The sequence below is a fragment of the Morganella psychrotolerans genome (assembly GCF_001676155.1).
GTDB lineage: Bacteria > Pseudomonadota > Gammaproteobacteria > Enterobacterales > Enterobacteriaceae > Morganella > Morganella psychrotolerans.
The window spans coordinates 1,717,705-1,744,604 of sequence record NZ_LZEW01000001.1 but is presented as its reverse complement, the minus strand read 5'-3'; the positions used below and the strand labels follow the sequence as shown (position 1 = coordinate 1,744,604).

Here is a 26,900-nt window from a genome sequence, read left to right as displayed (position 1 = left end):
TTTTAATCAATTGGTCACAAGTTCGAATCTTGTACGCCCCACCATTTCAGCACAGTCTGGTATCAGCAGGTCCAGTTTAGTTTAGTAGTATAGTTTAGAAAGATCCCCTCGATGGGGCGTTAGCTCAGTCGGTTTAGAGCAGTTGACTTTTAATCAATTGGTCACAAGTTCGAATCTTGTACGCCCCACCATCGAATTGTTATTCCTCACTGATTTTCCTCCCCCGGTATGACACCGGAGGTTATCCTTACTTTCCCGCTATTTTTCAGTGACCGGCGCTAATAAATCATCTGCATTCAGCCTGTCAGCAACCAGCGCAATAACCTTATCCGCTAATGTGATATCAATTTCAAACCGGTGTGCTTCAATCACCTGCAATGCGATATCACGATAGAGCGCCAGCATCGCCATATACGCCCGTGCGGCATGCATCCGATCCTGATTATCAAGAGTCGCCATAAAACGCCCGTAAAGCCCCGGTGGCAGCCAGCGGCTGAGATGCTCCCCTTTGTACCAGACATGTGGTGTTTCGCTCTGTCTGAGCAGCACATGCCACTCCAGCAGCATCACCAGCTTTTGTTTCATCGCCACATTCCGCAGACGGGCACTCCATAAGTCATTACGCAGATAGTAAACAGGTACCTGAGGCGCTTCCAGCCAGAAATTTTGCCAGTTCGCGATAAAAGTATCTTTATCGGGCGCGGTAATGACAGTTGCAGGATCGGCGTAGCCCGGTAATTTAGCGGTGATCCCGGTTTTATCCAGCAAAACGGCATAACCCCGTTGATAAACCGGGTCCAGTCCGTGAGATACCATCTGTGTGATTCGTTCACGTCCGGCGAGGACAAAATCAACTTTGCGGCCTTTTTCATACAGCACCTGACAGGCGGGCCAGGCTGTATCCTGTGTTTTTTGTATGATCAGCGGATTTCCGAACCGGTACAACCAACGTTCATCCTGTATTAATTCCTGATAGTTACTGCCGACCAATTCGGTATTAATATCAGAAAAGCGGTCTGCCTGATTGGTTCCGGCCATTGAACCGGTCACAATAACCGCATCAATACGGGGATCCAAAAGGGCAAAAGAGATAATACTGTTAATAATTTGCTCAATTGATTCCATTACGCATCTCATTTATATGATTAATATCCCGGCTGATAGTACGTCATAATTATACGCAGTGGGAGTAATAAGGTTAAAAAAAACGTTACTATGTTTATTATATTAAACAAAACTTGTTATCATGAGATATTCATCACTGAAGTGACTGAAAAACACACACTAAACTATACCCAACGTCATTCAAGTTGCAGGCAGGCGACAAGGGAAGATAGACGGGGAGCATAGATAAACTATGTGACCCGGCTGGCTGCCCGCAGTCAACGAACCTGCGGTTTGAATGAATAAGGGTATAAACCTGCAAGAGCTTAAAATCCGTAAATCACAGGGTAAAACCTAAAAAGGTGGCGGAATGGAATTTTTTGATATCAATAATATTCTCATGGTGATCCCGCTCGGTAAAGACGGAGCGTATGAATTATCGTGGATTGAAGCGGTTGGTGCCGTTGCCGGGCTGTTGTGTATCTGGCTGGCAAGTCTGGAAAAAACAATCAACTATCTGTTTGGTCTGATTAATGTCACATTATTTGCGGTGATTTTCTTTCAGATCCAGCTCTACGCCAACTTACTGTTACAAATCTTCTTTTTTGCTGCCAACGTCTATGGCTGGTATGCCTGGAGCAGGCGTAATGACAACGCCGAAGCGGAGCTGAAAATCCGCTGGATGTCGCCGCTGAAAACCGGTGTGACGGCGTTAGTGTGCCTGGTCGCTATCTTGGTACTGGCGCGCTTTATTGACCCGGTCTTTACCCGGCTGGCACAGGGTATGGTGAGTATACTGAATATGGCGGGAGCGGAACTCGCCATGCCGGTACTGCCGCCGGATGCTTTCCCGTTCTGGGATGCGGCAATGACAGTACTCTCCGTGGCGGCAATGATCCTGATGACCCGTAAACTGGTGGAAAACTGGTTGTTGTGGGTGGTGATTAACATTATCAGTGTCGTGATTTATTACCTGCAGGGCGTATACGCTTTGTCACTGGAATACATCATTTTACTGGGTGTGGCGCTGAATGGCTCAAGAATGTGGATAAAAGCGGCGAAAAAAACGCTGAATTTATTTTCAGGTGGATAAAATCATCATTATAATAACGGGTATCTGTTTATTATCAGATACCCATTTAATTAGTTATATACCTAACGTTATTCAGGATGCAGGCTGGCTTCACGCAGCCAACGCACCTGTGGTTTGAATGAATAAGAGTATAAAAGGAAACTCTTGTGGCAGGTGGAAGCTTACTCGCGTTACTTGATGATATTGCAGCCGTTTTAGATGATGTTTCTGTCATGACCAAAATGGCCGCCAAAAAGACATCCGGCGTACTGGGTGATGATCTGGCTCTGAATGCCCAGCAGGTTACCGGCGTGCGTGCAGAGCGCGAAATACCGGTGGTCTGGGCGGTTGCCAAGGGGTCTTTTCTCAATAAACTGATCCTGGTACCGCTGGCGCTGTTGATTAATGCCTTTGCCCCGTGGGCGGTAACCCCGTTGCTGATGGTCGGCGGTGCTTTTTTATGTTTTGAAGGTGCTGAAAAACTGGCGCATAAATTTTTGCACACTTCTGCGGATGAGCATCACGATACCCCGGAAACGCAGGCACTACAGACGCCGGAAGAATTAGCTGACTTTGAAAAACGCAAAATTAAAGGTGCTATCCGCACGGATTTTGTGTTATCGGCAGAAATTATTGCGATCACATTAGGGATAGTCGCGACATCCGCCTTTATTAATCAGGTTGTGGTGCTCTCGGTGATCGCGGTCATTATGACTGTCGGGGTTTATGGTCTGGTGGCGGGTATTGTTAAACTGGATGACCTGGGATTTTATTTACAGAAAAAAAGCATGGCAGTTCTGAAGAAAACAGGTGATTTTCTGATAAGCGCCACGCCTTATCTGATGAAAACACTCTCTGTGGTGGGAACGGCGGCGATGTTTATGGTCGGCGGGGGCATTTTAACCCACGGCATTCCGGTTATTTATAATTGGATCGAAAAGCTTGCCCTGACGGGGGCTGATATCCCGGCATTCGGCGGATTTATCCACTTTATGACCCCGCCGGTAGTTAATTTAGTATTTGGTCTTATCGCCGGCATGATTATTGTTTTGCTGATTACGATGATTCAGCGGATCAGAACCAGGTTAGTGTCATAAAGAACCCTTTCACTTACAGCGGCTGATAAAGCCGCTGTTTTCCTTCTGATCGACAACGGTTTGTCCTGTTAATCCGAATATTTTCGGGGCGAAAAATTAATTTCGTTTCCTGTGCAGCTAATTGTTTACAGCTTGTTGACGAGCGGTTAGATTAAAATTACCACAATAAACACACAGGACAGCGGAAGATACGGGTTATGAACTATCAGAACGATGATGTAAAAATAAAAGAAATTCGGGAATTATTACCACCAGTGGCGTTACTGGAGTCGTTTCCCGCGACGATGACTGCCGCTGCAACCGTTCGCCAGACCCGTCACGCCATTCATGAAATACTGGAAGGGCGGGATGACCGCCTGTTGGTTGTTATCGGACCGTGCTCCATTCACGACCCGAAAGCCGCTGCTGAATATGCCGATCGCCTGCTGGCGCTGCGTAATTCACTAAAAGGTGAGCTGGAAATTGTTATGCGCGTCTATTTTGAAAAACCGCGCACCACGGTCGGCTGGAAAGGGCTGATTAACGATCCGCATCTTGATCACTCCTTTGCTATCAATGACGGTCTGCGCATTGCGCGCAAACTGCTGCTTGATATCAATGACAAAGGGCTGCCTGCAGCGGGTGAGTTCCTGGATATGATCACCCCGCAATACCTGGCAGATCTGATGAGCTGGGGTGCAATCGGTGCCCGTACCACAGAATCACAGGTTCACCGTGAACTGGCGTCCGGGCTCTCTTGTCCGGTCGGATTTAAAAACGGCACGGATGGCACTATTAAAGTGGCGATTGACGCTATCAATGCAGCCGGTTCACCACACTGTTTTCTTTCCGTCACCAAATGGGGTCACTCTGCCATTGTGAATACCACGGGTAACGGCGACTGTCACATTATCCTGCGCGGCGGTAAAAAACCGAACTACAGCGCGGAAGATGTCAGTGTTGTAAAAGACGGATTAGCTCAGGCCGGTCTGGCTCCGCGCATTATGATTGATTTCAGCCATGCAAACAGCAGCAAGCAGTATCAGCGCCAGATGAATGTCAGTACAGATGTGGCGCTGCAGATTGCCGGTGGTGAAAAAGCAATTATGGGCGTGATGGTGGAAAGCCATCTGACGGAAGGTAACCAGAATCTCGAAGGCGATGCACCTCTGGTGTACGGCAAGAGTGTGACTGATGCCTGCATCGGCTGGGAAGACACTGAAATCCTGCTTAAACAGCTTGCGGATGCAGTAAAAGTCCGCCGCAAATAATATATTCGGTATACAAAAAACCCTGACGCTTCAACTGTCAGGGTTTTTTTATGTTTCAGAGAAAGGAAAACTTACTTCGCTTTACCCTGATTAGCCACTGCGGCAGCTTTGGCAGCAATCGCATCCTGGTCACCCAGGTAGTAGCGGCGGATAGGTTTCATGTTTTCATCAAACTCATACACCAGCGGTACAGCAGTCGGGATATTGAGTTCCAGAATTTCATCTTCACTCATGTTATCCAGATATTTTACCAGCGCACGCAGGGAGTTACCGTGTGCGGCAACAATGACTTTCTCACCTGACGCAACGCGTGGTTTGATAATATCAGTCCAGTAAGGGATAACGCGGTCGATGGTGATGGCAAGGCTTTCTGTTGCAGGCAGTTCGCTTTCAGGCAGTGCTGCATAGCGCGGGTCATGACCGGGGAAGCGTTCGTCAGTTTTTTCCAGTGCCGGCGGGGTGATGGCAAAACCACGACGCCATAATTTCACCTGCTCATCACCATATTTGGCGGCAGTTTCCGCTTTATCCAGACCCTGCAATGCGCCGTAATGGCGTTCATTCAGTTTCCAGCTTTTCTCAACCGGCAGCCATTGCTGATTAACCTGGTCCAGAATACTCCACAGGGTGTGGATTGCGCGTTTCAGTACAGAGGTATAGGCGAAATCAAAAGAGAAGCCTTCTTTTTTGAGTAACTGACCGGCTTCCTGTGCTTCTGCACGGCCTTTTTCAGATAACTCAACATCCGTCCAGCCGGTAAAGCGGTTCTCTTTGTTCCACTCACTTTCACCGTGACGTACAAGCACCAGTTTAGTTACTGCCATAGCGTAAACTCCTGTCGTGTTTCAAATAGAGGGTTTCAGAATTGAAGCGGATCTGACACGCTGCCCATTATATTGGTCTGTACCGCCTTTCGGCAAACTTTCTGCACAGTAATTTTGGGGGACAGCGGGGTAAAGGCATCCGTTCCGTCCTGTTTTCCCGATATACCCGTCATACTTCAGGATGCCTGGTTGTTGACTGCGCTCAGCTAGCCGGGTCACATACTGATGTATGCTCCCCGTCTATCTTCGCTTGTCGCCTACAGGAATCCCGAATTATTTAGAGTATACTGTACACTATAACTGAATCGATTCCGCTATAAATGTTTACGCAAAGTATAATAGCCGGAGGAAAACGGTTTTTTCAGCCAATCCTGAAAGGATAGGTAAAAAACAGCAAATGGCACAGGTTTAAACTGAAATGAAACAGTGTAGCGACCCACAACCTTCCGCTCCACATCCAGGCCAGCCCGTAAATCACCCCGGCGAGTGCGGCAAACACGACCAGCAGCGGGCCCCCTGCAATATGTACCAGCCCGAAAACAGCGGCAGCAATAAACAGCGCGGCATATGGCGGCAACCGGCGGGAGAGCACCTGTTGAAGCGCACCACGGAACAGCGCTTCTTCAGCCAGTGAAACCAAAAAGAGATTCGCCACGATAAAGACCGGCAGCCAGTCAGGAAAATGCAGCTCAAACCCTAATCCGCCTAAAGCTGTAGCCAGCAGCAGAAGTGCCGGAACAGACAGTATCAGCAGGAGCCAGTGCAATCGTGTTACCCGTTGCTGTGGTATGGTCACAAACAGTTGCGGGATGATAATCAGAAGAACAAACGGAACCAGGGCTTTATCGGCATTGAGCCAGAAAGAAAACGGCGCACTGTGTGGTCCTGCCTGTGTGGGTTGCAGATAATGCAGGTTATGAAATCCCGGAAACAGGTGAAACGCAAGACCGGCAGCGGTAGCGGCAACCAGCAATGCAAGTCCACGGCGCAGCCACGGGCGCTGATGTGTGCGCGGATAGGCTATTGCGATAGCAATAATACCCCAGAGCGCTATTAATGCGCGCCAGTCCATTACACCGCTGAACAAGGCACTGACCGTGGTGGCAAGCAGGGCTGCCAGTGACAGTGTCCGGTGAAATTGTAATAAAAGCAGAGATAAGATGAGTAAAAACCAGGTCATGAACATCCGTCGGATATCAGAAAAGTAAAAAAGAGCCGTCAGGGTAAAAGAGTCAGCGGACGGATACCAGCAAAAATAGTGGCAGAATAGTTATAAACTAAGATTATTCTTAATAATTAATTGATTAAAAACAGAAAATAACGGATGTTTTTTTAAGGTAAAAAATAAAACATCCGTTTGATGGATGACTTACAACTTACTGATTTCATAACGGTAGTGATTATTTTCAGGAATAAACGCCAGTCGCCGGTTAATGCAGGCGGGAGTATCTTCGCTGTGATGACTGACAAACAATAGTTGAGTATCACCACGGCTTATCATGATATCGATAAAGCGCAAAACCAGCAGACGGTTAAGCGCATCCAGCCCCTGTAACGGCTCATCGAGGATTAACAGCGCCGGATGTTTTACCAGCGCGCGTGCTATCAGCACAAGCCGCTGTTGTCCCCACGACAGGCTGTGAAACGGGCTTTCGCTCACAGACGTCAACCCCAGCAGCACGAGCCAGTCATCCGCCAGTTTTATCTGCCGGTCAGAGGGTTTCTGATACAGGCCGACAGAATCGAAGAAGCCGGAAATAATCGTATTGCGCACATTAATACTGACGCGGTAGCCCAGATGAACACTATTACTGACATAACCGATATGTTGTTTGATATCCCACACGGTTTCACCACTGCCCCGGCGGCGGCCAAAAAGTGTCAGGTCATTGCTGTATCCCTGCGGGTGATCGCCGGTGATAAGACTGAGCAGGGTGGATTTCCCCGCGCCGTTTTCGCCGGTAATCTGCCAGTGCTCTGCGGGCAGAACCTGCCAGGTTAAATCGCGAAGAATAGGCTTATCGTTATAACTGACGGTGCCGTGATTAAGAATAACCCGCGCAAGATCAGATGAGAGCCGTTCAGAAGCCGGATTATCCTGCTCCGGCAATGTGAGATGTTCATTTTGTTCACTGTGACTCAGCTGGGATTGTAAAACATCAGACAGTGCCTGTGGTTCCGATAATTTACTATTCGCCAGTAACCCCGCGCGGGTAATGAAGTCCGGAATATCGCTGAACCGGTTAAGAATAAGAATGATGGTCAGTCCGGTTTGTGCAAGTGTGGTAAGCATTTCACTGAGCATCAGTCTGGAAGCGGTATCCAGCCCGTCATAAGGCTCATCAAGCACCAACAGATCCGGCTCAGACATCAGCGCCTGACACAGCAGAACTTTGCGGGTTTCGCCGGTGGAGAGATATTTAAAGCGCCGCGTGAGGCTCCCCGCAATACCAAACTGTGATGCCAGCGCCAGACAGCACGCATCATCTCTGTATGTCAGCTGAATAATATCTGCGGTTGTGCGCCCGTTATCAGTCTCATTATTATCAATAAAATCAGTATTGTTGCGGCTCCATTCATCATCAACAAGTGTCTGTAATGTATCAAATGCCACACGGACAGGGCGGATAAATGCTGATGTCATTTCCCCGGAAAGCAGTGCAAGCTCTTGTGTCAGCGCCCGCGCAAAAGTGGATTTACCGCTGCCGTTAGCACCGATAAAAGCATGGTGCTGACCCCTCTCCAGACGTAATGACGGAACGGAAAGTGAAGAATCAGGACCTGTCCGGAAGATCCCCCGGGTGATGTGCAGATGTGTCATAGCAGGCAGCCTTATTATTATACCCTTATTCATTCAAACTGCAGGTTCGTTGGCAGCGCTCATCCAACCGGGTCACATACTGATGTATGCTCCCCGTCTGCCTCCCTTGCCGCCTGCCTGCATCCTGAATGACGTTGGGTATAGATTAATTATCATCCAGAAATAAGCGGAACCGTGAGGGATGTCAAGGGATGGCGCGGGTGTTGCATTCCGTATCATGAAAAGCAGATCTGCTTCACAGAATCGTCATCATTCAGTATTTTGTTTTTGTTATACTTTTTAGTCAGGAAAAGAAACTGTGTTCTGAAAATAAAATAACGGGCGGACACAGATAAAAGCTATCTCAGTTAACCGAAAGAGGATGTTATGGTCAGGAATACATTGAAATATTCGGTATTAGCGCTGCTTGTCAGCGGTACGGTCAATGCCGCGACAGTAGATTTACGGGTGATGGAAACCTCTGATATTCACAGTAATTTAATTGATTTTGATTATTTTAAAGATAAACCGACAGAACAGTTTGGATTAGTGCGTACCGCCGGGTTGATTAAAGCGGCAAAAAATGAAGTTATTAACTCGGTATTAGTGGATAACGGGGATTTAATTCAGGGCAGCCCGCTGGCAGATTACATGGTAAATAAAGGGCTGAATAAGGGTGAAGCGCATCCCGCTCATAAATTAATGAATACCATGGGATATACGGTCGGTAACTTTGGTAATCATGAATTTAATTTCGGGCTGGATTACCTGAAAAAAGCCATTAGCGGCGCAGATTTTCCGTATGTTAATGCCAATGTGATTGATGCAAAAACCGGTAAAAATGTATTTACGCCTTATATTATTGTTGATACCCCGGTAAAAGACAGAGACGGAAAAGAGCATACACTGAAAATAGGTTATATCGGGTTTGTACCGCCGCAAATTCTTATCTGGGATAAAGCCAACCTGGAAGGGAAAGTACAGGTTAATGATATTACCGAAACGGCTAAAAAATTAGTCCCGCAAATGAAAGCGGAAGGTGCAGATATTATCGTTGCTATTCCACACTCGGGTTTCTCGCAGGAGCCCTATAAAGCAATGGCAGAAAACTCGGTTTATTATCTCAGCGAAGTCCCGGGAATTAATGCCATTATGTTTGGTCATTCTCACGGCGTATTTCCCGGAAAAGAATTTGCGGATATTAAAGGTGTGAATATAACAGACGGCACTGTCAATGGTATTCCGGCGGTGATGCCCGGTCAGTGGGGCGATCATCTGGGTGTTGTTGATATGGTGCTGAATAATGATGACGGCAGTTGGAAAGTCACACAGGCTAAATCACAAGCGCGCCCAATCTTTGATAAAATAAATAAAAAAACCGCTGGTCGCGCGTGATGACAAACTGGCATCGGTTATTGATGAACAACATAACGCGACGCGTGAATTTGTCGGCAAATTAATCGGTAAATCACCGGATAATATGTACAGCTATCTTGCGCTGTTACAGAGTGACCCGACAGTGCAGATTGTGAATAATGCACAGACTGACTATACACGCCGCTTTATTCAGGGTGATCCTGATCTGGCTGATTTACCGGTACTTTCTGCCGCTGCACCATTTAAAGTGGGTGGACGTAAGAATGCGCCTGCTGACTTTGTTGAGGTAGAAAAAGGGGATATGACCTTCCGTAATGCGGCAGATCTTTATCTTTATCCCAACACGCTGGTGGTGGTGAAAGCTACGGGTGCTGAAGTAACCGAGTGGCTGGAGTGCTCCGCAGGCATGTTCAACCAGATTGATCCGCAGTCAGACGCGCCTCAGAGTCTGGTTAACTGGGATGGTTTCCGCACCTATAATTTCGATACTCTTTCCGGGATCAATTACCAGATAGACCTGACACAGCCGGCTAAATATGATGTCGATTGTCAGTCAGTCAACCCGCAGGCAAATCGCATTAAAAACGTGACATATCAGGGTAAACCGATTGATCCGAAAGCAATTTTCCTGGTAGCAACCAATAATTACCGCGCATACAGCGGCAAGTTCGCGGGAACAGGCGATGATCATATTGCGTTTGCTTCTCCGGATGAAAACCGCAGCGTGCTGGCGGCGTATATTGCAGCTGAAACCAAAGAAAAAGGCGCGGTATCGGCACAGGCAGAGCAAAACTGGACATTTGTACCGATCAAAACGGACAAGACATTAAATATTCGTTTTGAAACCTCGCCGGGGGATAAAGCCACGCAATTTATTAAAGAGAATGCCCATTATCCGATGACCCGCACCGGCACAGATGATGTAGGTTTTGCTGTTTATCAGGTTGATTTAAAAGCGAAGTAAGTCATCACTGACAAAAAAGCCGCCCATTAACTGAGGCGGCTTTTCTATCTTAAAAATCAGCAAAGTGTTGCGATAATGACCTGATCGGCATTAAACAGGGCGGTTACGTCATCACCGACATTGAGTTGCTGAAGGCTGACTTGCGGGTTATCCAGCGTTGAGCACAGTTGTGCGCCGCCGGTCAGTGTAACCATTATTTCACTGTTATCTGCCCCGTGGGCAATGGAGTCTATTTTGCCGGTGAGCTGGTTATCAAACTCCGCACTGATATCGCCGGACTTACTTATTTTTACCCACGGTGCTTTAATAAGTGTAAGTACTTCCTTACCCACGGAAAGCCCCAGCCGGTTGGCACTCTGTTCTGTCAGTGCAACTGCCAGCTCCGTTTTTTTATCCGCCAGCAGAACATTGACATGTTGCTGAACGTGAGAGTGATTGCGCGAAATAATAGTGCCGAAAAACTGGTTGCGTGCGCTGGTCTGTAATGAAAAACGGGAGATAGCCGCCAGCAGGCTGTCGAGAGGGAGATTATCCTCTTTCAGCACATCAAAGGCTTTTTGCTGGATCTGTGCCAGCAGATCGTATAACTGAAGTAAGCGCTCACCATAGCGCGTAAGTGTTGCGCCGCCGCCGCCTTTCCCGCCTGTTGCGCGGTCAACAATGGTTTCCTCAGATAACTGATTCATTTCATTGATGGCATCCCACGCACTTTTATAGCTGATACCGGCGAGTTTTGCTCCCTGACTGATGGAGCCGGTAGCTCTGACCTGTTTGAGTAATGAAATCCGCCGTGGATCGGCGAATAAATTACCCTGTAATTTAAGTGTTAGTAAAATATCCAATGTAAATTACCTTGTATACCCTTATTCATTCAAATTGCAGGTTCGTTGGCGCAACGTTACCAGCCGGGTCACATACTGATGTATGCTCCCCGTCTGTTTTCCCTTGCCGCCTGCCTGCATCCTGAATGACGTTGGATATATATTATTCAGGCAGGAAATCCGGACAGAATGTTCGTCCGGTGCGGTATTAATATATAGCTATTCTAGCAAATCGCTTATTTTTTTCATTAACGATTATGGTCGTTATTGTAGTAGCTAATTTAAGATAACAATTTATAGTTCGGATGAAAGCAGATATGGTATATACCCAACGTCATTCAGGATGCAGCCAACGAACCTGCAATTTGAATGAATAAGGGTATGGCTATTATCTATTATTCAGGGCGGTATCTCTATGCAGAATATCTTATTCAGTCTCCACCAGGCGGTAAAAGATTCCCCGGAAGGCGATGGTGACAGCACAGAAGCGTTTGCGCGGGCGCTGGCAGAGCAGACATTCTGGGTTGAATCTCAGGGTTCGGAGTCAGGCGGACAGGTCGGGCTGGCATTTTCTCAGGGAGATGATGACAAAGAGCCGCGTTTATTTGCCTATATGCGCGATGACGGCAGTGATGATGCCCCGGCGGACATTGAAAAAGAGATGGCATCCGGAGAGCGGGATTACACCTGGCTGCCGGGCGCTTTTTTGTTGGGATTATCCGGAAAAATCGATTATACGCTCTGCGTGATCGGCGGGGACGGGCAATCATTATCCCTGGATAGCCGTTTTGTTAAGATGCTTTTCCTTTATATGCAGGCGTTGTATCAGGAAGAGGATGAACCGGCTGCGGCACCTGTCAATACAGTGAAAACTATTGCGCAGCCTGCCGGTAATATCAGTGACATTGTGGCAAAACCCAAAAGTGGTGCCGGAAAAGTAATTGGTATGCTGCTTGTGGCGGCAGTTATTATAGCGGTTGTGTATTTTACACAGTCATAGACCGCACGAATCGCTATGCCGCCGCCGGGATGTTTTGTATAGAATGATAATGATTATGACGCTATTATATACTCGTCATATTTTAGTATGCTGTTGAATATCCTTTTCGCCCGATGCAAAGAGATTTATCACTATGTTTGAATTGATTAAAAGTTTAGGTTTCGCACTGTTAATGGTGCCAGTGGTCATGGTAGGGCTGGGCGCTTTAATTTGGGGATTAGGTGAAGTTTTCAACCTGATTTCAAAAGGCGATCGCCACGGAAAGCAGCACTGATTATACCGTATTCAGGATTACCTGCGTTCGCGGGTAGTCCGTTTTTAGTCTGTCATTCCTTTCATTTTTTGCGTAACTCCCCATTTTCCGTAAAGTTTCCGGCTTAACTGACGATAGTGCGATAAACACGCTTTCATTTTTCGTTGTATCTTGTTATATACAACGGGTTAATCCTAATTTATCCTGGTGGAAAAAATGAAAAAACAGTTCAGTAAGTTACTTGCCGGTGTTGTTATCTCTGCGGCAATAATGAGTCAGGCGTGGGCGGCAGAAAAAGTGGTTGTTTTTGCAGCGGCATCACTGACCAATGCTGTTGATGAAATCTCGGCAAAATATAAGCAGGAGAAAAAAGGTGAGGTTGTTGCCTCTTATGCCTCTTCATCGACTCTGGCGCGTCAGATTGAAAACGGCGCACCGGCAGATATCTTTATTTCTGCGGATCAAAAGTGGATGGATTATGCTCAGGAAAAAAATCTCATCGTAAATGACACCCGCAAAACACTGCTGGGTAACGAACTGGTGCTGATTGCTGCGAAAGACAGTAAAATTGATAAAATCGATATTAATAAACAGACAGACTGGGTTAAATTACTGGACGGCGGACGTTTAGCGGTCGGCGATCCGGATCATGTACCGGTCGGCATTTATGCACAGGAAGCCCTGGAAAATTTAGGTGCCTGGAAAGTGGTTGATCCACTGCTGGCGCGTACTAATAATGTGCGCAGCGGCATGGCACTCGTTGAGCGCGGTGAAGCACCGCTGGGTATTGTTTACGGCTCTGATGCTGTTGCCAGTGATAAAGTAAAAGTGGTCGCAATTTTCCCGGCTGATACCCATAAGCCTGTTGAATATCCGGTAGCGATTCTTAAAGAGAGTAAAAATGCAGATGCGAAAGGTTTCTATGATTATCTGCAAACACCTGAAGCAAAAGAAATTTTCAAACGTTACGGTTTCAGCCCTCTGTAAAAGTAAGGACTAACAAACAGCGATGTTGAATGAGTATGAATGGCAGGCGGTTATCCTCAGCCTGAAAGTGTCAACGGTTGCTGTGGCGGTGAGTTTGCCGCTCGGTATTTTGATGGCATGGGTGCTGGTGCGCTGTCGTTTTCCCGGCAAGTCGCTGTTAGACAGTCTTATCCACTTACCACTGGTGTTGCCGCCGGTGGTAGTGGGTTATCTGTTGTTAATCAGCATGGGGCGCAAAGGATTTATCGGCGAATGGCTCTATAACTGGTTTGGTTTCAGTTTTACCTTCAGTTGGCGCGGTGCTGCGCTGGCATCTGCCGTGGTTGCTTTTCCGCTGATGGTCCGGGCTATCCGTCTCGCGCTGGAGGCGGTGGATATGCGCCTCGAACAGGCGGCACGGACACTCGGAGCGTCTCCGTTACGTGTCTTTTTTACCATTACTATACCGCTGTCGCTTCCGGGGATTATTGTCGGAACGGTGCTGGCATTTGCCCGCTCGCTCGGCGAGTTTGGCGCAACCATTACCTTTGTATCCAATATTCCGGGAGAAACCCGCACTATTCCGCTGGCGATGTATTCTCTGCTTGAAACACCGGGGGCGGAAATGGATGCGGCAAGACTGTGTATTATCGCGATTATCCTGGCAATGGCGTCTCTGATGGCATCCGAATGGCTGACCCGGTGGGGACGTAAGCGTCTGGGGATGGCAGCATGTTAATTCTGGATTTTGAGCAGCAGCTCGGCGATTTATCCATGGTTATCAATACGCAACTGGCAAGTGACCGGATAACCGCCATTTTCGGGCTTTCCGGCGCCGGAAAAACCTCGTTTATCAATGTGATAGGCGGGCTGACCCGCCCGCAAAAGGGGCGGATTGAGCTGAACGGTCACACACTGGTGGATATTGAAAAACGCATTTGTCTGCCGCCGGAAAAACGCAAAATCGGCTATGTTTTTCAGGATGCCCGACTGTTTCCGCATTACCGGATAAAGGGCAATCTGCGCTACGGTATGGCACCGGAAATGGCGGATCAGTTTGATAGTATTGTTGCGCTGCTTGGCATCGGACATTTATTAAACCGCCTGCCGATGACGCTGTCCGGCGGGGAAAAACAGCGGGTGGCGATAGGGCGCGCATTACTGACCGCCCCGGATATCCTGCTGATGGATGAACCGCTTGCATCTCTTGATCTGCCCCGCAAGCGTGAACTTCTGCCTTTTCTGGAGAAGTTGGCGCAGGATATCCGTATTCCTATCCTGTATGTCAGCCACAGTCTGGATGAAATTCTGCGCCTGGCGGAAGACGTGGTTATCCTGGATAAAGGCCGTATTCTTGCACAAGGTCCGCTGGAAGAGGTATGGGCAGGTCCTGCGCTTCGTCCGTGGCTGCGGGAAGAGAGCCTTTCCAGTGTGATTAATGTGACGATCCTCAAGCATCATGATCGCTATGCAATGACAGCAACCGCTATCAGCGATCAGGTTCTGTGGGTGCCGCATATTGACGGCGGGCAGGATACTGCGGTGCGTGTGCGAATCAGCGCAGATGATGTCTCTGTTGCGCTGGAAAAACCTAAAAGCAGCAGTATCCGCAATATATTGCGTGCAAAAATCACAGAAATGTATGAAGACGATAACGGGCAGACAGATGTGCGCCTGGCGGTGGGTAATCACTTTATCTGGGCGCGGATCACCGGCTGGGCAAAAGATGATTTACAACTCAAACCCGGTCAATGGGTTTTTGCGCAGATAAAAAGCGTCTCTCTGAGCCGCCGGTTATAATCCGTTTACCGGTAATTAATTCAGAAAAAATAAAATAGCGGAATAGTTTTCCGTATTTTTATGTTCATTAATATCATTACGTATATTTAATTAATAAAGTATTCATTCATCCTATTCTTATTGAATTCATTTTCTGTCAGCGATATATATTACCGGATAAAATAAGCTAACTATATTCTCATAAAATGGAATTATCACTGAATCAGAGGGATTAAATGAAAAAAGCGCTTCTTGTTTTATTACTGGGTATTTTTACCGGCGGTCAGGCGCTGGCAGCGAATCAGGTCATGTGTTACACCTATCTGAAAAAAAGTGAAAGATGTTGAAATCGAAAGCTTAAAAGTCTGGTGTCTCGGCACAACAGACGGGTCACAGGGCGGGATGAAAATACCTGAACTGCTGAATATGGGCTATAACGTGGTTTCAATGCAGAATTTCCCGTATGAATATTCCGAAGGTGGCTATACCTATGACGGCGCAAAACTTCTGTTGATCCTTGAGGATACTAAATTCCCGAATCAGGACCCGGCTGCGAAGAAACCGGCAAACTGGAAGTTTGATAAATATAAATAACGGAATTGTCAGTTATTGAATGAACATAAAATAATAACGCCTTCAGTCAGAAGGCGTTTTGCTGTCTGAGATAATAAACTCTTCCGGGAAACAAATCATTCCCGGAAACAAGCCGTCCCCGGAAACAGACCATTCCCGGGAGCAAACAGTATCAGCTCAGAATATGCTGACGGATAACCTGCGCAATGCCCGGGCGGGTATTATCCAGGGTCACAAGATCTGCATGTGCTTTTACATCATCACCGGCATTTCCCATCGCCACACCTAATCCTGCACTTTCCAGCATACTGATATCATTGTGGTTATCACCAAATGCCATCACATCGCTCATGGACAGCCCCTGTGATTCCACCCACTCCTGCAAACGGCGGCCTTTACTGTTACCGCGCCGGGCGATATCCACCTGATTTATCCACGACCATTCACAGGACAGCCCTAATTCGGCTTCTGTGCTATCAGCGAAATCGCGCAGTTTGTTCAGATCATCAGAGCAGGTGGCGAATTTCCAGATGGTGTCAGTACGGGTCAGCTCATCCATAAAGTTATCCACTTTACGCATGACAGGGCGCTGATGTTCCGGCAGTGTTGCAGACCAGTTCAGTGTGCGCTCAATGGTACTGCTGTCAGTGTGGTATAACATGGCATCAGACACATACATCAGATGCTCAATATCTGTTTCTGCCAGGCGTTCCAGCAACAGGCGGGACTCACTGACACTCATCGGGTCAGAGGCTAACACCCGGCGGGCATGATAATCATAAAGATAGGTGCCGTTACAACAGATTGCCGGGGTATCGAGCTGCAATGTCTGGTAAAACGGATGGATAGCCACATGGTGACGACCGGTGACGATCAGAACCTGCACACCGGCACGGCGGGCTTCACGGATGGCATCCAGGGATTCCTGTAAAATGTGTTTATCCGGATTGAGAAGTGTACCATCGAGATCAAAAGCGATGACGCGATAAGACATAGCAGGGTGCCCCTTGTGTGATTGTCAGAACCGGATCATGACAGCGCAGGCGACCTGACAGCCCCCTGACGGTATTGCAAGTGATTCCGGGCGGAGATAACCGTAATATAGCATGTTAATTGTTTCGTGATAAACGCTAAGTGCGGTATTATTATACAGATAGGCTTATGTTTTTTGTTAAAAATCAGGTTGTTAAAAACTAAATAAGTAAGTCATGAGAATTAAGGAGCGCAAATGAAGCAGGTGGTTTATGTTGCCAGTACTGAGAGTCATCATATTTATGTCTGGCAGATGAATGAAAACGGTGATTTATCACTGTTGCAGACGGTAGTAACCCCCGATCAGGTACAGCCGCTGATAACCAGCCCTGATGGTCGTTACCTTTATGCGGCGGTCAAACCGGCGAATGCGGTGGTGACTTACACGATTGCAGCAGATGGTCAGCTGACACAAACCGGGCTGACCCCGCTTCCCGGCACGGCCGCTTATATTACAACAGATAATGCCGGGCGCATGCTGTATGCGGCTTCTTACCATCAGGGGACTCTGGCGGTGCTGCCTGTCGGTGCAGACGGTATCCCGGCTCATCCGGTGCAGATAATTGAAGGGCTGAAAAACCCGCATTCTGCCAATATTGCACAGGATGGGCGCACACTGTTTGTTCCGTGTCTGGGTGAGGATCATATCCGCACTTACACGATTGAGGATGATGGTCGGTTAACGGAGCGCCGTGCGGATATGCTGACGGTCGCCGCCGGTGCGGGTCCGCGCCATATGGCGTTTCATCCGGAAAAACATGTGGCGTATTGCCTTAATGAATTGAATGCCACTGTGAATGTCTATCGTGAATGGATAAAAGTGCGTGAAATTCAGTCTGTTGATCTGATGACAGATGAATATCAGGGACGCCGCTGGGCGGCTGATATCCACATAACTCCGGACGGGCGTCATCTGTATACCTGCGAGCGCACCACGAGTGTGATTAATCACTATCGCGTCTCTGATGATGGCGGGCATCTGCAACTGGCGGGTGTTTATCCGACTGAAACACAGCCGCGCGGTTTTGCGGTGGATAAGAGCGGGAAGTTCCTGATTTCAACTGGTCAGCTTTCTCATCATGTGTCAGTTTCACGGATTGATGCAATCACCGGAAAATTACATTTGCAGGCGCGCTACCCGGCGGGACAGGGACCGATGTGGGTCACTGTGCTCGCACTGAAGTAATCATATTTCGTCCGCAGATAAGACGGATAACCTGCGGGTCAGGTAACACGCGATAACGGGCAGGCGAAACGAAAAGCATCTGCGCCATGGATGGCGCAGCTGAGCTTACACGGATGTATTTACAGCGACTTTTCGTTTTTGCCCGTTGTCAGCGCCCCCGGTGTCAATGTATTCTCCGGTTTTTATTCGCTGGTCACCAAATCAATCGCCTGAGTGAGTTTTTGCAGTTGTTCATCAGTGATGATATACGGCGGCATAAGATAGATCAGACGCCCGAACGGACGTATCCACACCCCGGCATCGACAAATTTGCGCTGTAATTCCCCCATATTGACCGGCTTTTGCGTTTCAACAACGCCGATTGCTCCCAGAACCCGCACATCACGAACACCGCTGCGAGTTTTTAGTGGCATCAGTGCGGCTTTCAGTTGCAATTCAATCTCTGCAACGCGTTCAGCCCAATTCCCCGACAGCAGCAGGTCAATACAGGCGACCGCTGTGGCGCAGGCGAGCGGGTTGCCCATAAAAGTCGGACCGTGCATAAAGCAGCCCGCATCACCCTGACTGATGGTGTCTGCGATATGGCGGGTGGTGAGTGTGGCGGAGAGAGTCATATAACCCCCGGTAATCGCTTTACCAAGACACATAATGTCCGGTGATATTCCGGCCTGTTCACAGGCGAATAATTTCCCTGTGCGACCAAAACCGGTGGCTATCTCGTCGGCAATCAGCAGGATATTGTAGCGATCACACAGGCTTCTCACGCCTTTCAGGTATTGCGGATGGTAAAAACGCATGCCGCCCGCGCCCTGGACAACCGGCTCCAGAATAACTGCCGCCACATCCCTGTGATGTGCTGCCAGCAGTGTTTCCATGGAGGTAAGGTCTTTACTGTCCCACTCATCGTAAAATCCGCACTGCGGTGCATCAGCAAACAGGTGATTTGGCAGATAGCCCTGCCAGAGGTCATGCATTGAATTTTCCGGGTCGCACACTGACATCGCGCCGAACGTGTCGCCGTGATAGCCGTGGCGCGGAGTCACAAAGCGGTGACGTTTTTCGCCGCGTGCCTGCCAGTATTGCAGTGCCATTTTCAGCGCCACTTCCACGGCGACAGAGCCGGAGTCGGCTAAAAACACACACTCCAGCGGCGCAGGTGTGATTGCCACCAGGCGGCGGCACAACGCAACGGCGGGCGAATGAGTGATCCCGCCGAACATCACATGTGACATCTGTGAGAGCTGCGTCGTGACCGCCTCATTAAGTACCGGATGATTATAGCCGTGGATTGCCGCCCACCAGGAGGACATACCGTCAACCAGTTCGCGCCCGTCTTCAAGTGTCAGTATTGCACCTTGTGCGGATGCAACCGGATAGACCGGTAGCGGATTACTCATTGATGTATAAGGGTGCCAGATATGTTTCCGGTCAAAATCAGCATCATCATCTGACCAGCCGCTCTCCGGAAAATGAGGAGTCAATGTCATTATGTAAACCAAATCAATTCAAATATAGTTGACATGATAATGATGATATTTAAACTGGCAACACTTTTTTTATTGGGAGTTGCCGTTATGAGTCATCGTCGTCAGTGGATACTAAAAGAAGCCAAAGATTTGTTTGAAAAGCCTTTTTTTGAATTATTATTTGAGGCGCAGACAATCCATCGTCAGCATTTTGACCCGCAGAAAGTACAGATCAGTACGTTGCTTTCGATTAAAACCGGTGCCTGTCCGGAAGATTGTAAATACTGTGCGCAGAGTGCGCGATACAAAACCGGGTTGGAAAAAGAGCGCCTGATGGAAGTAGAGCAGGTAGTGGCAACCGCGCGTAAAGCCAGAGCCGCCGGTTCAACCCGGTTTTGCATGGGGGCGGCGTGGAAAAACCCGCACGAGCGCGATATGCCGTATCTGGAAACCATGGTGCGGGAAGTCCGCGCGCTGGGAATGGAAACCTGCATGACACTCGGAATGCTCAATGACTCGCAGGCTGCGCGTCTGGCGGAGGCCGGGCTGGATTATTACAATCATAATCTCGATACCTCGCCGGAATTTTATGGCTCGATTGTCACCACCCGTACGTATCAGGATCGCCTGGATACCCTGGATAACGTGCGCGATGCCGGGATTAAAGTCTGCTCCGGCGGTATTTTAGGGCTGGGTGAAGACGTGCGTGACCGCGCGGCAATGCTGGTTCAGTTGGCAAATCTGCCGAAAGCACCGGAAAGTGTGCCGATCAACATGCTGGCGAAAATCAAAGGAACGCCGTTTGAAGATAACGAAGAGGTTGATCCGTTTGATTTTGTCCGCACCATTGCCGCGGCACGGATAATGATGCCGCAATCTCACGTCCGTCTGTCCGCCGGGCGTGAACTGATGAATGAACAGACCCAGGCACTCTGCTTTATGGCTGGCGCTAATTCCATTTTTTATGGCTGCAAGCTGCTCACCACCACCAATCCGGAAGAAAATACCGATATTCAGTTATTCCGCAAACTGGGGATAAAACGCGAAGCGATTCATGTTGAGCAGGGCGATCAGGAGCAGAGCGCAAGCCTGCTGGATGCTATCAGTCACAGCGACGAACCGCAGTTTTATAACGCAGCACTCTGAACGGCATAATTATCATGTGGCAAACTTTTCTTTCTGAGCGCCTGCAACAGGCGCACCAGCAGGACGCTGTGCGTGTGCGTGAAGCGAACGGCGGCGCAGACGGGCGGACTCTCCTTATTAATGACCGGCGGGTGATTAATTTTTCCGGCAATGATTATCTCGGGCTGAGCCGCCATCCGTCGGTGATCCGCGCCTGGTGCGACGGCACGGCACAATTCGGTGTCGGCTCCGGCGGCTCCGGACACGTCACCGGCTACACCACGGCACATCAGTCACTGGAACAGATGCTGGCAGGCTGGCTGGGATTTGACCGGGCAATTTTGTTTGTTTCCGGGTTCAGTGCAAACCAGGCGGTGATCACCGCACTGATGCAGGCCGGCGATCATCTGATTTGTGACAAACTCGCGCACGCATCAATAATGGAAGCTGCGATGCATTCACCGGCTGAATTTACCCGGTTTCATCATAATGATACCGCCCATCTGAGCACCCGGTTGAGCCGGACCCAGCACAACAGCGGCAAAACGCTGGTGATCACCGAAGGAATTTTCAGCATGGACGGGGACACGGCACCACTGAGTGAGATCCGCACACTCACGCAGCAGCACAACAGTTGGCTGATGGTGGATGATGCACACGGAATTGGCGTCTGCGGCACAGAGGGCAAAGGATCCTGTGATGCCGCCGGGATACGCCCGGACATACAGGTTGTCACTTTCGGCAAAGCCGTCGGTGTCAGTGGTGCTGCTGTGCTGTGTAATGCGCAGACGGCGGATTACCTGACACAATATGCCCGCCATCTTATCTACAGCACCACATTTCCTGCCGCCCAGGCCTGTGCGCTGCATGCGGCAATACAGGAGATTCAGCGCGGTGATCATCTGCGCGAACAGCTCGCCGACAACATCCGCATTTTCCGTCAGCAGGCGGCGCATCTGCCTTTGCAACTGTTGCCGTCATCTTCCGCTATCCAGCCGCTGATCGCCGGGGACAACACCACGGCGTTGGCACTCTCTCACTATTTGCAGGCGCGCGGTTTGTGGGTGAAAGCTATCCGCCCGCCAACCGTGCCGCCGGGCACGGCGCGCTTGCGCATCACGATCACCAGCGCTCATCAGAAAGCGGATATCACCTTACTTACGGAGGCGCTGGATGCATTCTGCTGTCAATATCGTCCCGGTGAATAAAGCGGCGGTTGCCGCTGCATTCGGGCGTGCGGCGGGGCAATATGATGCTGTCGCACATCTCCAGCAGCAGACCGGGAAACACTTGTACAGCCTGACGAAACAAAGGCTCCGCCCACAGCAACTGACTCAGTTGCACGGGCTGGATGCAGGGTGCGGCACCGGGTTTTTCAGTGAGCAATGGAAAGCGGAGTGCGGATCGATTACCGCGTTTGATCTGTCACCGGCAATGCTGGAACACGCCCGCGCGCAGCAACGTGCAAGCTGCTATGTTCAGGGCGACATTGAACAGTTGCCGTTTGCGGATAATCAGTTTGATTTCTGTTTCAGTAATCTTGCGGTGCAGTGGTGTGATTCCCTGAGCGCCGCACTGGCCGGGTTGTTTCGTGTTACGCGTCCGGGCGGTACGGTGGCATTTTCCACCCTCAGCACCGGCTCATTAGCAGAGCTTAATCAGGCATTTTCCTGTGTCGACAGTGCGCGCCACGCCAACGGTTTTCTGAGCCGGGATGCTATCCGGGCTGCCTGTCAGCCATATCACTATACTCTGTCTGACGTGCAATACCGGCTTACCTTTTCATCCCTGCCCGCACTGTTGCACTCCCTCAAAGGGATTGGTGCGACGCATGTGCATCAGGGGCGCAGCGCCGGGCTGATGACGCGCAATAAGCTGGCACAGCTTGCGGCACACTATCCGGCAGAAAACGGGGAATACCCGCTCAGTTACAGTATTCAGTACGGAGTTATTCATGTTGAAAAATAATTGGTTTTTAACCGGCACAGATACAGATGCCGGAAAAACCGTGGTCAGTTGTGCGCTGTTACAGGCGGCGAAGAAACAGGGGTTCCGCTGCGCGGGATACAAACCGGTTGCATCAGGCAGTGAAATGACGCCTGACGGGCTGCGTAACAGTGATGCGCTGGCGTTGTGGCGTAATACGGTGATACCGGTCAGTTATGAAGAGATAAACCCGTACACCTTTGCAGAGCCGACGTCACCGCACATTGTCAGTGAGCTGACACAGACACCGGTTGATTTCGCGGTAATGACTGCCGGGCTGCATAATCTTAATCAGCAGGCTGACTGGATGTTAACAGAAGGCGCGGGGGGCTGGTTTACGCCGCTCTCACAGACCCGGACCTATGCGGATTGGGCAATACAGATGCAGATGCCGGTTATTTTAGTGGTGGGCGTGAAGCTCGGCTGTATTAACCACGCGCTGCTGACAGCACAGGCGATACAGCTTGCAGGGCTGCAGCTGGCGGGCTGGGTGGCAAATGAAGTCACACCACCCGGCACTTATCAGGCGCAGTATCTGGAGACGCTCACGCGCCTTATCCCGGCTCCTTGTGTTGGGTTGCTGCCACATCTTCCTAATCCGCTACAGTATGATTTATCGGGCTACATGAATATTTGTCTGTTGGAGGCATAACTCCCGGTTCTGCTGTCACCGGGCGGATCCTGCCGGGATCACGGTTAATCTTCCGTCCGGCCGTTTTTAATCAGGAATAAATCCTGAAATATATTTTCAGATTGTGCTGAAAGTGACAATTTTATGAAGGCACGATGTCACGCAAGCACCCATTCCCAAACGACTTTATTAAGTTATCCACCATTTCTGTGGATAACCCTGTGCATTAACTTTAGAAAACTCACGCCGACCTTGCAAATACGCGGCTTTCACTGACATTGTTGTAAAATCGGGCTTTTGTAATTTATTGTTAAATTACAATAAGATAAATAAAAGCAAGAGCGCTCCTGCGGGAAAAATAACGACTGGTTAATGGTGCATCAGAATTCAGCATATTTTAAAATTGCAAGAGGTTTTTTTTGGGGATAACTGTGTCTGAGCAATATAATTTTCCGGGGTTTTGCAAGCAAAAAATAACAAAATTACGGATTTTTTATACCGGGGCTTGAAGCTGGTTTTTTATCCAGTATTATAGTCTTCCTATTCGCGCAGGATTCGGGCAGGGGAGCTCATGAGCAAACAATTTAAACTGCATTCTGACTTTAAACCGGCCGGTGACCAGCCGGAGGCAATTGCAAAGCTGGTGGAAGGTCTGGAAGACGGACTGGCGCATCAGACACTGCTGGGCGTGACCGGTTCCGGGAAAACGTTCACCATTGCCAATGTGATTGCCACTCTCAACCGCCCGACCATGATTATGGCGCCGAACAAAACCCTTGCGGCGCAGCTTTACAGCGAACTCAAAGATTTTTTTCCTGAGAATGCGGTGGAGTATTTTGTTTCTTATTATGATTATTATCAGCCGGAAGCCTATGTACCCAGCTCGGACACCTTTATCGAGAAAGATGCATCAGTCAATGAACACATTGAGCAAATGCGTCTTTCTGCAACCAAAGCGCTGCTGGAGCGCCGTGATGTTGTCGTGGTCGCGTCTGTTTCGGCGATTTACGGGCTGGGCGACCCTGACAGCTATCTGAAAATGATGCTGCATCTCTCGGAAGGGATGATTATTGATCAGCGCTCGATCCTGCACCGCTTGTCTGATATTCAGTACACCCGCAACGATCAGGCTTTTCAGCGCGGGACATTCCGCGTGCGCGGTGAAGTGATCGACATCTTCCCGGCTGAATCGGATGATTATGCGCTGCGTGTGGAGCTGTTTGATGATGAAGTCGAGCGCCTCTCCCTGTTTGATCCGCTGACCGGACACATTCATTACGGCGTGCCGCGCTATACCGTATACCCGAAAACACACTATGTGACCCCGCGCGAACGCATTATTGATGCAATGGAAGGCATTAAAGTGGAACTGGCAGACCGGCGCAAAGTTTTGATCGAAAATCATAAGCTGGTGGAAGAGCAGCGGTTATCACAGCGCACACAGTTTGATCTGGAAATGATGAATGAGCTGGGTTACTGCTCGGGCATCGAAAACTATTCGCGCTATCTCTCCGGGCGCAAGACGGGGGAATCCCCGCCGACACTGTTTGATTATCTGCCGGCAGACGGTTTGCTGGTGATTGATGAATCTCACGTTACTATCCCGCAGATTGGCGGAATGTATAAAGGCGACCGCTCGCGTAAAGAAACACTGGTGGAGTACGGTTTTCGTCTGCCGTCGGCGCTGGATAACCGCCCGATGCGCTTTGAAGAGTTTGAAGCACTTGCGCCGCAGAGTATTTATGTCTCCGCGACACCCGGAAAATATGAAGCAGAAAAATGCGGCACCGATGTGGTGGAGCAGGTTGTCCGTCCGACCGGGCTGCTTGACCCGATAATCGAAGTGCGTCCGGTCACCACCCAGGTGGATGATTTACTGTCAGAAATCCGGATACGGTCAGTAAAAAATGAGCGCGTGCTGGTGACCACTCTGACCAAACGGATGGCGGAAGATCTGACTGAATATCTGGAAGAGCACGGCGAGCGGGTGCGCTATCTGCACTCGGACATTGATACCGTCGAGCGCGTGGAAATTATCCGTGACCTGCGCCTGGGTGAGTTTGATGTGCTGGTGGGGATAAACCTGCTGCGTGAAGGGCTGGATATCCCTGAAGTCTCGCTGGTGGCGATTCTGGATGCGGATAAAGAGGGTTTCCTGCGCTCCGAGCGTTCGCTCATTCAGACCATCGGACGTGCTGCCCGTAACCTGCACGGCAAAGCGATCCTCTACGGTGATAAGATAACCGCCTCTATGGCGAAAGCGATTGAAGAAACTGATCGCCGCCGTGAGAAGCAGATCGAATTTAATAAAGAACACGGTATTGTGCCTACGGGGCTGAATAAGAAAGTCGGCGATATTCTTAAAATTGGTCAGGGCTCAGCGGGGGCGAAAAATAAAGGCAGAGGGAAGGGGAAAGCGGCGGATACACAGGATTACCAGCGCCTGTCACCGAAAGAACTGGAGCTTAAAATACAGGAACTGGAAGCTCAGATGTACCGCCATGCTCAGGATCTGGAATTTGAACTGGCGGGTGCGGTGCGTGATCAGTTACAGGCTTTGCGTATGCTGTTTATTGCCAATTCCTGATCACGGCAGCAGGCTGATAGTTTTGTTCAGTGCGTCCGACAACAACTGACGGTCATGGCGGTACGGCACATCCTGTGCTTCCAGTACCTCTTTGACTATCAGCCGGTCGCGGACATCGTTGGTATCAATATGCGGCGCACAGAGAACCGCATCAATACGCGGGCGCCCGATACGGCGCTCGATGACGGCAATTTTCTCACTCAGGGAGAGTGACGCCGCCGCCGGGCTGAGCTCTTTACCCAGGTTCTCAATATAGATCATCGGCGCCTGATTGAAATTAATGGCTTTAGTAAAATCAGGTAGCAGCATCAGCGGCATCAGGCTGGTAAAAAAAACTGCCCGGTCCGATGATAATCAGGTCAGCGCGGCTTATGGCATCCAGCGCTTCTTTTGTGGCTTTGACCGACGGGAAAAGCTGTAATTCCTGCGGCGGAAAGCGCAACTGATCAACATTCACTTCGCCGTAAACTTCATTGCCTTCGTTATCAATCGCCATCAAATCAACCGGTGTTTCTGACATCGGGATAAGCTTCGCTCTTACTTTCAGCATATTACGGATGAGATTAATAGCATCCAGCGGACGAACACTCATATTATCAAGGGCTTTGAGGATCAGATTCCCGAGATTGTGACCTGACAGCTCGCCGTTACCGCTGAAACGGTATTCAAACATTGTCGAAGCAATAGAAGGCTCAGTTATCATCTGATTCAGGCAGTTACGCATATCACCCCACGCAATTCCGCCCTCAGCACGGCGGATACGCCCGGTTGATCCGCCGTTGTCTGTCGTTGTCACCACACCGGTTAACCGCGATCCCAGAACATTAAGGCAGGACATCACCCGACCCAGGCCATGACCTCCGCCTAAAGCAACAACATGTTCCAGCGAAGTGAGTGTGCGGTTTTCCATCGTGTTTATGTATTCCCTGAGCCTTTGTATTTATTTGCGCGGTAATCTACCATAAAATCCGATTTTTCGCGTCACGATACTGTTATTTATCAAACTA

Annotated in this window: 22 protein-coding genes, 1 tRNA gene and 2 pseudogenes; 17 read left to right on the top strand and 8 right to left on the bottom strand. The window is 49.4% G+C overall.

Annotated features, from left to right (window positions below):
- Positions 1-113 precede the first annotated feature (113 nt).
- A tRNA-Lys gene (locus tag AYY16_RS08395) sits at positions 114-191 on the top strand.
- Positions 192-258: 67 nt separating this feature from the next.
- On the opposite strand, the gene AYY16_RS08390 is transcribed toward AYY16_RS08395, so the two are convergent.
- A complete protein-coding gene (locus AYY16_RS08390) occupies positions 259-1,125 on the bottom strand; it encodes an aminoglycoside 6-adenylyltransferase (protein ID WP_067364476.1) in 867 nt (288 codons plus the stop codon).
- Positions 1,126-1,474: 349 nt separating this feature from the next.
- Here AYY16_RS08390 and pnuC point away from each other — a divergent pair, with 349 nt between their 5' ends.
- The 3 genes from pnuC to aroG all read left to right on the top strand — a co-directional run bounded on the left by pnuC (position 1,475) and on the right by aroG (position 4,523).
- Positions 1,475-2,197, top strand: a complete 723-nt coding sequence (gene pnuC, locus AYY16_RS08385) for a nicotinamide riboside transporter PnuC (RefSeq protein ID WP_067364473.1) — start codon at positions 1,475-1,477, stop codon at positions 2,195-2,197.
- A 146-nt stretch (positions 2,198-2,343) separates the two neighbouring features.
- A complete protein-coding gene (locus tag AYY16_RS08380; protein WP_067364470.1) occupies positions 2,344-3,273 on the top strand; it encodes a DUF808 domain-containing protein in 930 nt (309 codons plus the stop codon).
- 197 nt (positions 3,274-3,470) lie between these two features.
- Positions 3,471-4,523: a 3-deoxy-7-phosphoheptulonate synthase AroG gene (gene aroG / locus AYY16_RS08375; RefSeq protein WP_067364467.1), complete on the top strand. Its 1,053-nt coding sequence runs from the start codon at positions 3,471-3,473 to the stop codon at positions 4,521-4,523.
- A gap of 71 nt (positions 4,524-4,594) precedes the next feature.
- Here aroG and gpmA read toward each other — a convergent pair whose 3' ends face one another.
- The 3 genes from gpmA to modF form a co-directional block, all read right to left on the bottom strand.
- Entirely contained in the window at positions 4,595-5,347 is a 753-nt protein-coding gene (gene gpmA, locus AYY16_RS08370) for a 2,3-diphosphoglycerate-dependent phosphoglycerate mutase (RefSeq protein WP_067364464.1), read from the bottom strand.
- Positions 5,348-5,708: 361 nt separating this feature from the next.
- Positions 5,709-6,527, bottom strand: coding sequence for a CPBP family intramembrane glutamic endopeptidase (locus AYY16_RS08365; protein WP_067364461.1), 819 nt, complete (start codon positions 6,525-6,527; stop codon positions 5,709-5,711).
- A 189-nt stretch (positions 6,528-6,716) separates the two neighbouring features.
- Positions 6,717-8,168 carry a molybdate ABC transporter ATP-binding protein ModF gene (modF, locus tag AYY16_RS08360; protein ID WP_067364458.1) on the bottom strand — a complete coding sequence of 484 codons (1,452 nt, stop codon included), beginning with the start codon at positions 8,166-8,168 and terminating at the stop codon, positions 6,717-6,719.
- A 366-nt stretch (positions 8,169-8,534) separates the two neighbouring features.
- Here modF and AYY16_RS08355 point away from each other — a divergent pair.
- Positions 8,535-10,488 (top strand): annotated as a pseudogene (locus AYY16_RS08355) (bifunctional 2',3'-cyclic-nucleotide 2'-phosphodiesterase/3'-nucleotidase).
- A 56-nt stretch (positions 10,489-10,544) separates the two neighbouring features.
- Here AYY16_RS08355 and modE read toward each other — a convergent pair.
- Positions 10,545-11,330, bottom strand: coding sequence for a molybdenum-dependent transcriptional regulator (gene modE / locus AYY16_RS08350; RefSeq protein WP_067364455.1), 786 nt, complete (start codon positions 11,328-11,330; stop codon positions 10,545-10,547).
- A 394-nt stretch (positions 11,331-11,724) separates the two neighbouring features.
- Between modE and AYY16_RS08345 the strand changes: the two genes are divergently transcribed.
- The 6 genes from AYY16_RS08345 (at position 11,725) to AYY16_RS08325 (ending at position 15,901) form a co-directional block, all read left to right on the top strand.
- The gene (locus tag AYY16_RS08345) at positions 11,725-12,309 is read left to right on the top strand and encodes a hypothetical protein (RefSeq protein WP_067364452.1); all 585 of its coding nucleotides are present in this window, start codon (positions 11,725-11,727) and stop codon (positions 12,307-12,309) included.
- 133 nt (positions 12,310-12,442) lie between these two features.
- Positions 12,443-12,583 carry an AcrZ family multidrug efflux pump-associated protein gene (locus AYY16_RS19685; RefSeq protein ID WP_082970642.1) on the top strand — a complete coding sequence of 47 codons (141 nt, stop codon included), beginning with the start codon at positions 12,443-12,445 and terminating at the stop codon, positions 12,581-12,583.
- Between the two features lie 195 nt (positions 12,584-12,778).
- On the top strand, positions 12,779-13,549 hold the full coding sequence (gene modA / locus AYY16_RS08340) for a molybdate ABC transporter substrate-binding protein (RefSeq protein ID WP_067364987.1): 771 nt from the start codon (positions 12,779-12,781) through the stop codon (positions 13,547-13,549).
- A gap of 22 nt (positions 13,550-13,571) precedes the next feature.
- Entirely contained in the window at positions 13,572-14,267 is a 696-nt protein-coding gene (gene modB, locus AYY16_RS08335; protein WP_067364449.1) for a molybdate ABC transporter permease subunit, read from the top strand.
- Positions 14,261-15,328 carry a molybdenum ABC transporter ATP-binding protein ModC gene (gene modC / locus AYY16_RS08330; RefSeq protein WP_067364446.1) on the top strand — a complete coding sequence of 356 codons (1,068 nt, stop codon included), beginning with the start codon at positions 14,261-14,263 and terminating at the stop codon, positions 15,326-15,328. Before modB ends, modC begins: the two co-directional genes overlap by 7 nt.
- A gap of 312 nt (positions 15,329-15,640) precedes the next feature.
- Positions 15,641-15,901, top strand: a complete 261-nt coding sequence (locus AYY16_RS08325; RefSeq protein ID WP_067364443.1) for a hypothetical protein — start codon at positions 15,641-15,643, stop codon at positions 15,899-15,901.
- Positions 15,902-16,052: 151 nt separating this feature from the next.
- Here the strand turns inward: AYY16_RS08325 and AYY16_RS08320 are convergent, their stop codons facing one another.
- Complete coding sequence (locus AYY16_RS08320; RefSeq protein WP_067364440.1) at positions 16,053-16,874, bottom strand: pyridoxal phosphatase; 822 nt, start codon at positions 16,872-16,874, stop codon at positions 16,053-16,055.
- A gap of 234 nt (positions 16,875-17,108) precedes the next feature.
- On the opposite strand from AYY16_RS08320, the gene pgl reads away from it, so the two are divergent.
- The gene (gene pgl / locus AYY16_RS08315; protein WP_067364432.1) at positions 17,109-18,098 is read left to right on the top strand and encodes a 6-phosphogluconolactonase; all 990 of its coding nucleotides are present in this window, start codon (positions 17,109-17,111) and stop codon (positions 18,096-18,098) included.
- Positions 18,099-18,280: 182 nt separating this feature from the next.
- Here the strand turns inward: pgl and bioA are convergent, their stop codons facing one another.
- Positions 18,281-19,585 carry an adenosylmethionine--8-amino-7-oxononanoate transaminase gene (bioA, locus tag AYY16_RS08310; protein WP_067364429.1) on the bottom strand — a complete coding sequence of 435 codons (1,305 nt, stop codon included), beginning with the start codon at positions 19,583-19,585 and terminating at the stop codon, positions 18,281-18,283.
- A gap of 87 nt (positions 19,586-19,672) precedes the next feature.
- Between bioA and bioB the strand changes: the two genes are divergently transcribed.
- From bioB to uvrB, 5 genes are all read left to right on the top strand, one after another.
- Positions 19,673-20,710 (top strand): biotin synthase BioB, encoded by a 1,038-nt coding sequence (gene bioB, locus AYY16_RS08305; RefSeq protein WP_067364984.1) that lies wholly within the window; start codon positions 19,673-19,675, stop codon positions 20,708-20,710.
- Positions 20,711-20,721: 11 nt separating this feature from the next.
- A complete protein-coding gene (gene bioF / locus AYY16_RS08300) occupies positions 20,722-21,897 on the top strand; it encodes an 8-amino-7-oxononanoate synthase (protein WP_067364426.1) in 1,176 nt (391 codons plus the stop codon).
- Positions 21,863-22,657 (top strand): malonyl-ACP O-methyltransferase BioC, encoded by a 795-nt coding sequence (gene bioC / locus AYY16_RS08295; protein WP_067364423.1) that lies wholly within the window; start codon positions 21,863-21,865, stop codon positions 22,655-22,657. The genes bioF and bioC overlap by 35 nt, the downstream gene beginning before the upstream one ends.
- A complete protein-coding gene (gene bioD / locus AYY16_RS08290) occupies positions 22,647-23,327 on the top strand; it encodes a dethiobiotin synthase (RefSeq protein WP_223861190.1) in 681 nt (226 codons plus the stop codon). Before bioC ends, bioD begins: the two co-directional genes overlap by 11 nt.
- A 550-nt stretch (positions 23,328-23,877) precedes the next feature.
- Complete coding sequence (gene uvrB, locus AYY16_RS08285) at positions 23,878-25,893, top strand: excinuclease ABC subunit UvrB (RefSeq protein WP_067364417.1); 2,016 nt, start codon at positions 23,878-23,880, stop codon at positions 25,891-25,893.
- Here uvrB and AYY16_RS08280 read toward each other — a convergent pair.
- Positions 25,894-26,803 (bottom strand): annotated as a pseudogene (locus tag AYY16_RS08280) (gluconeogenesis factor YvcK family protein).
- Positions 26,804-26,900: the final 97 nt, after the last annotated feature.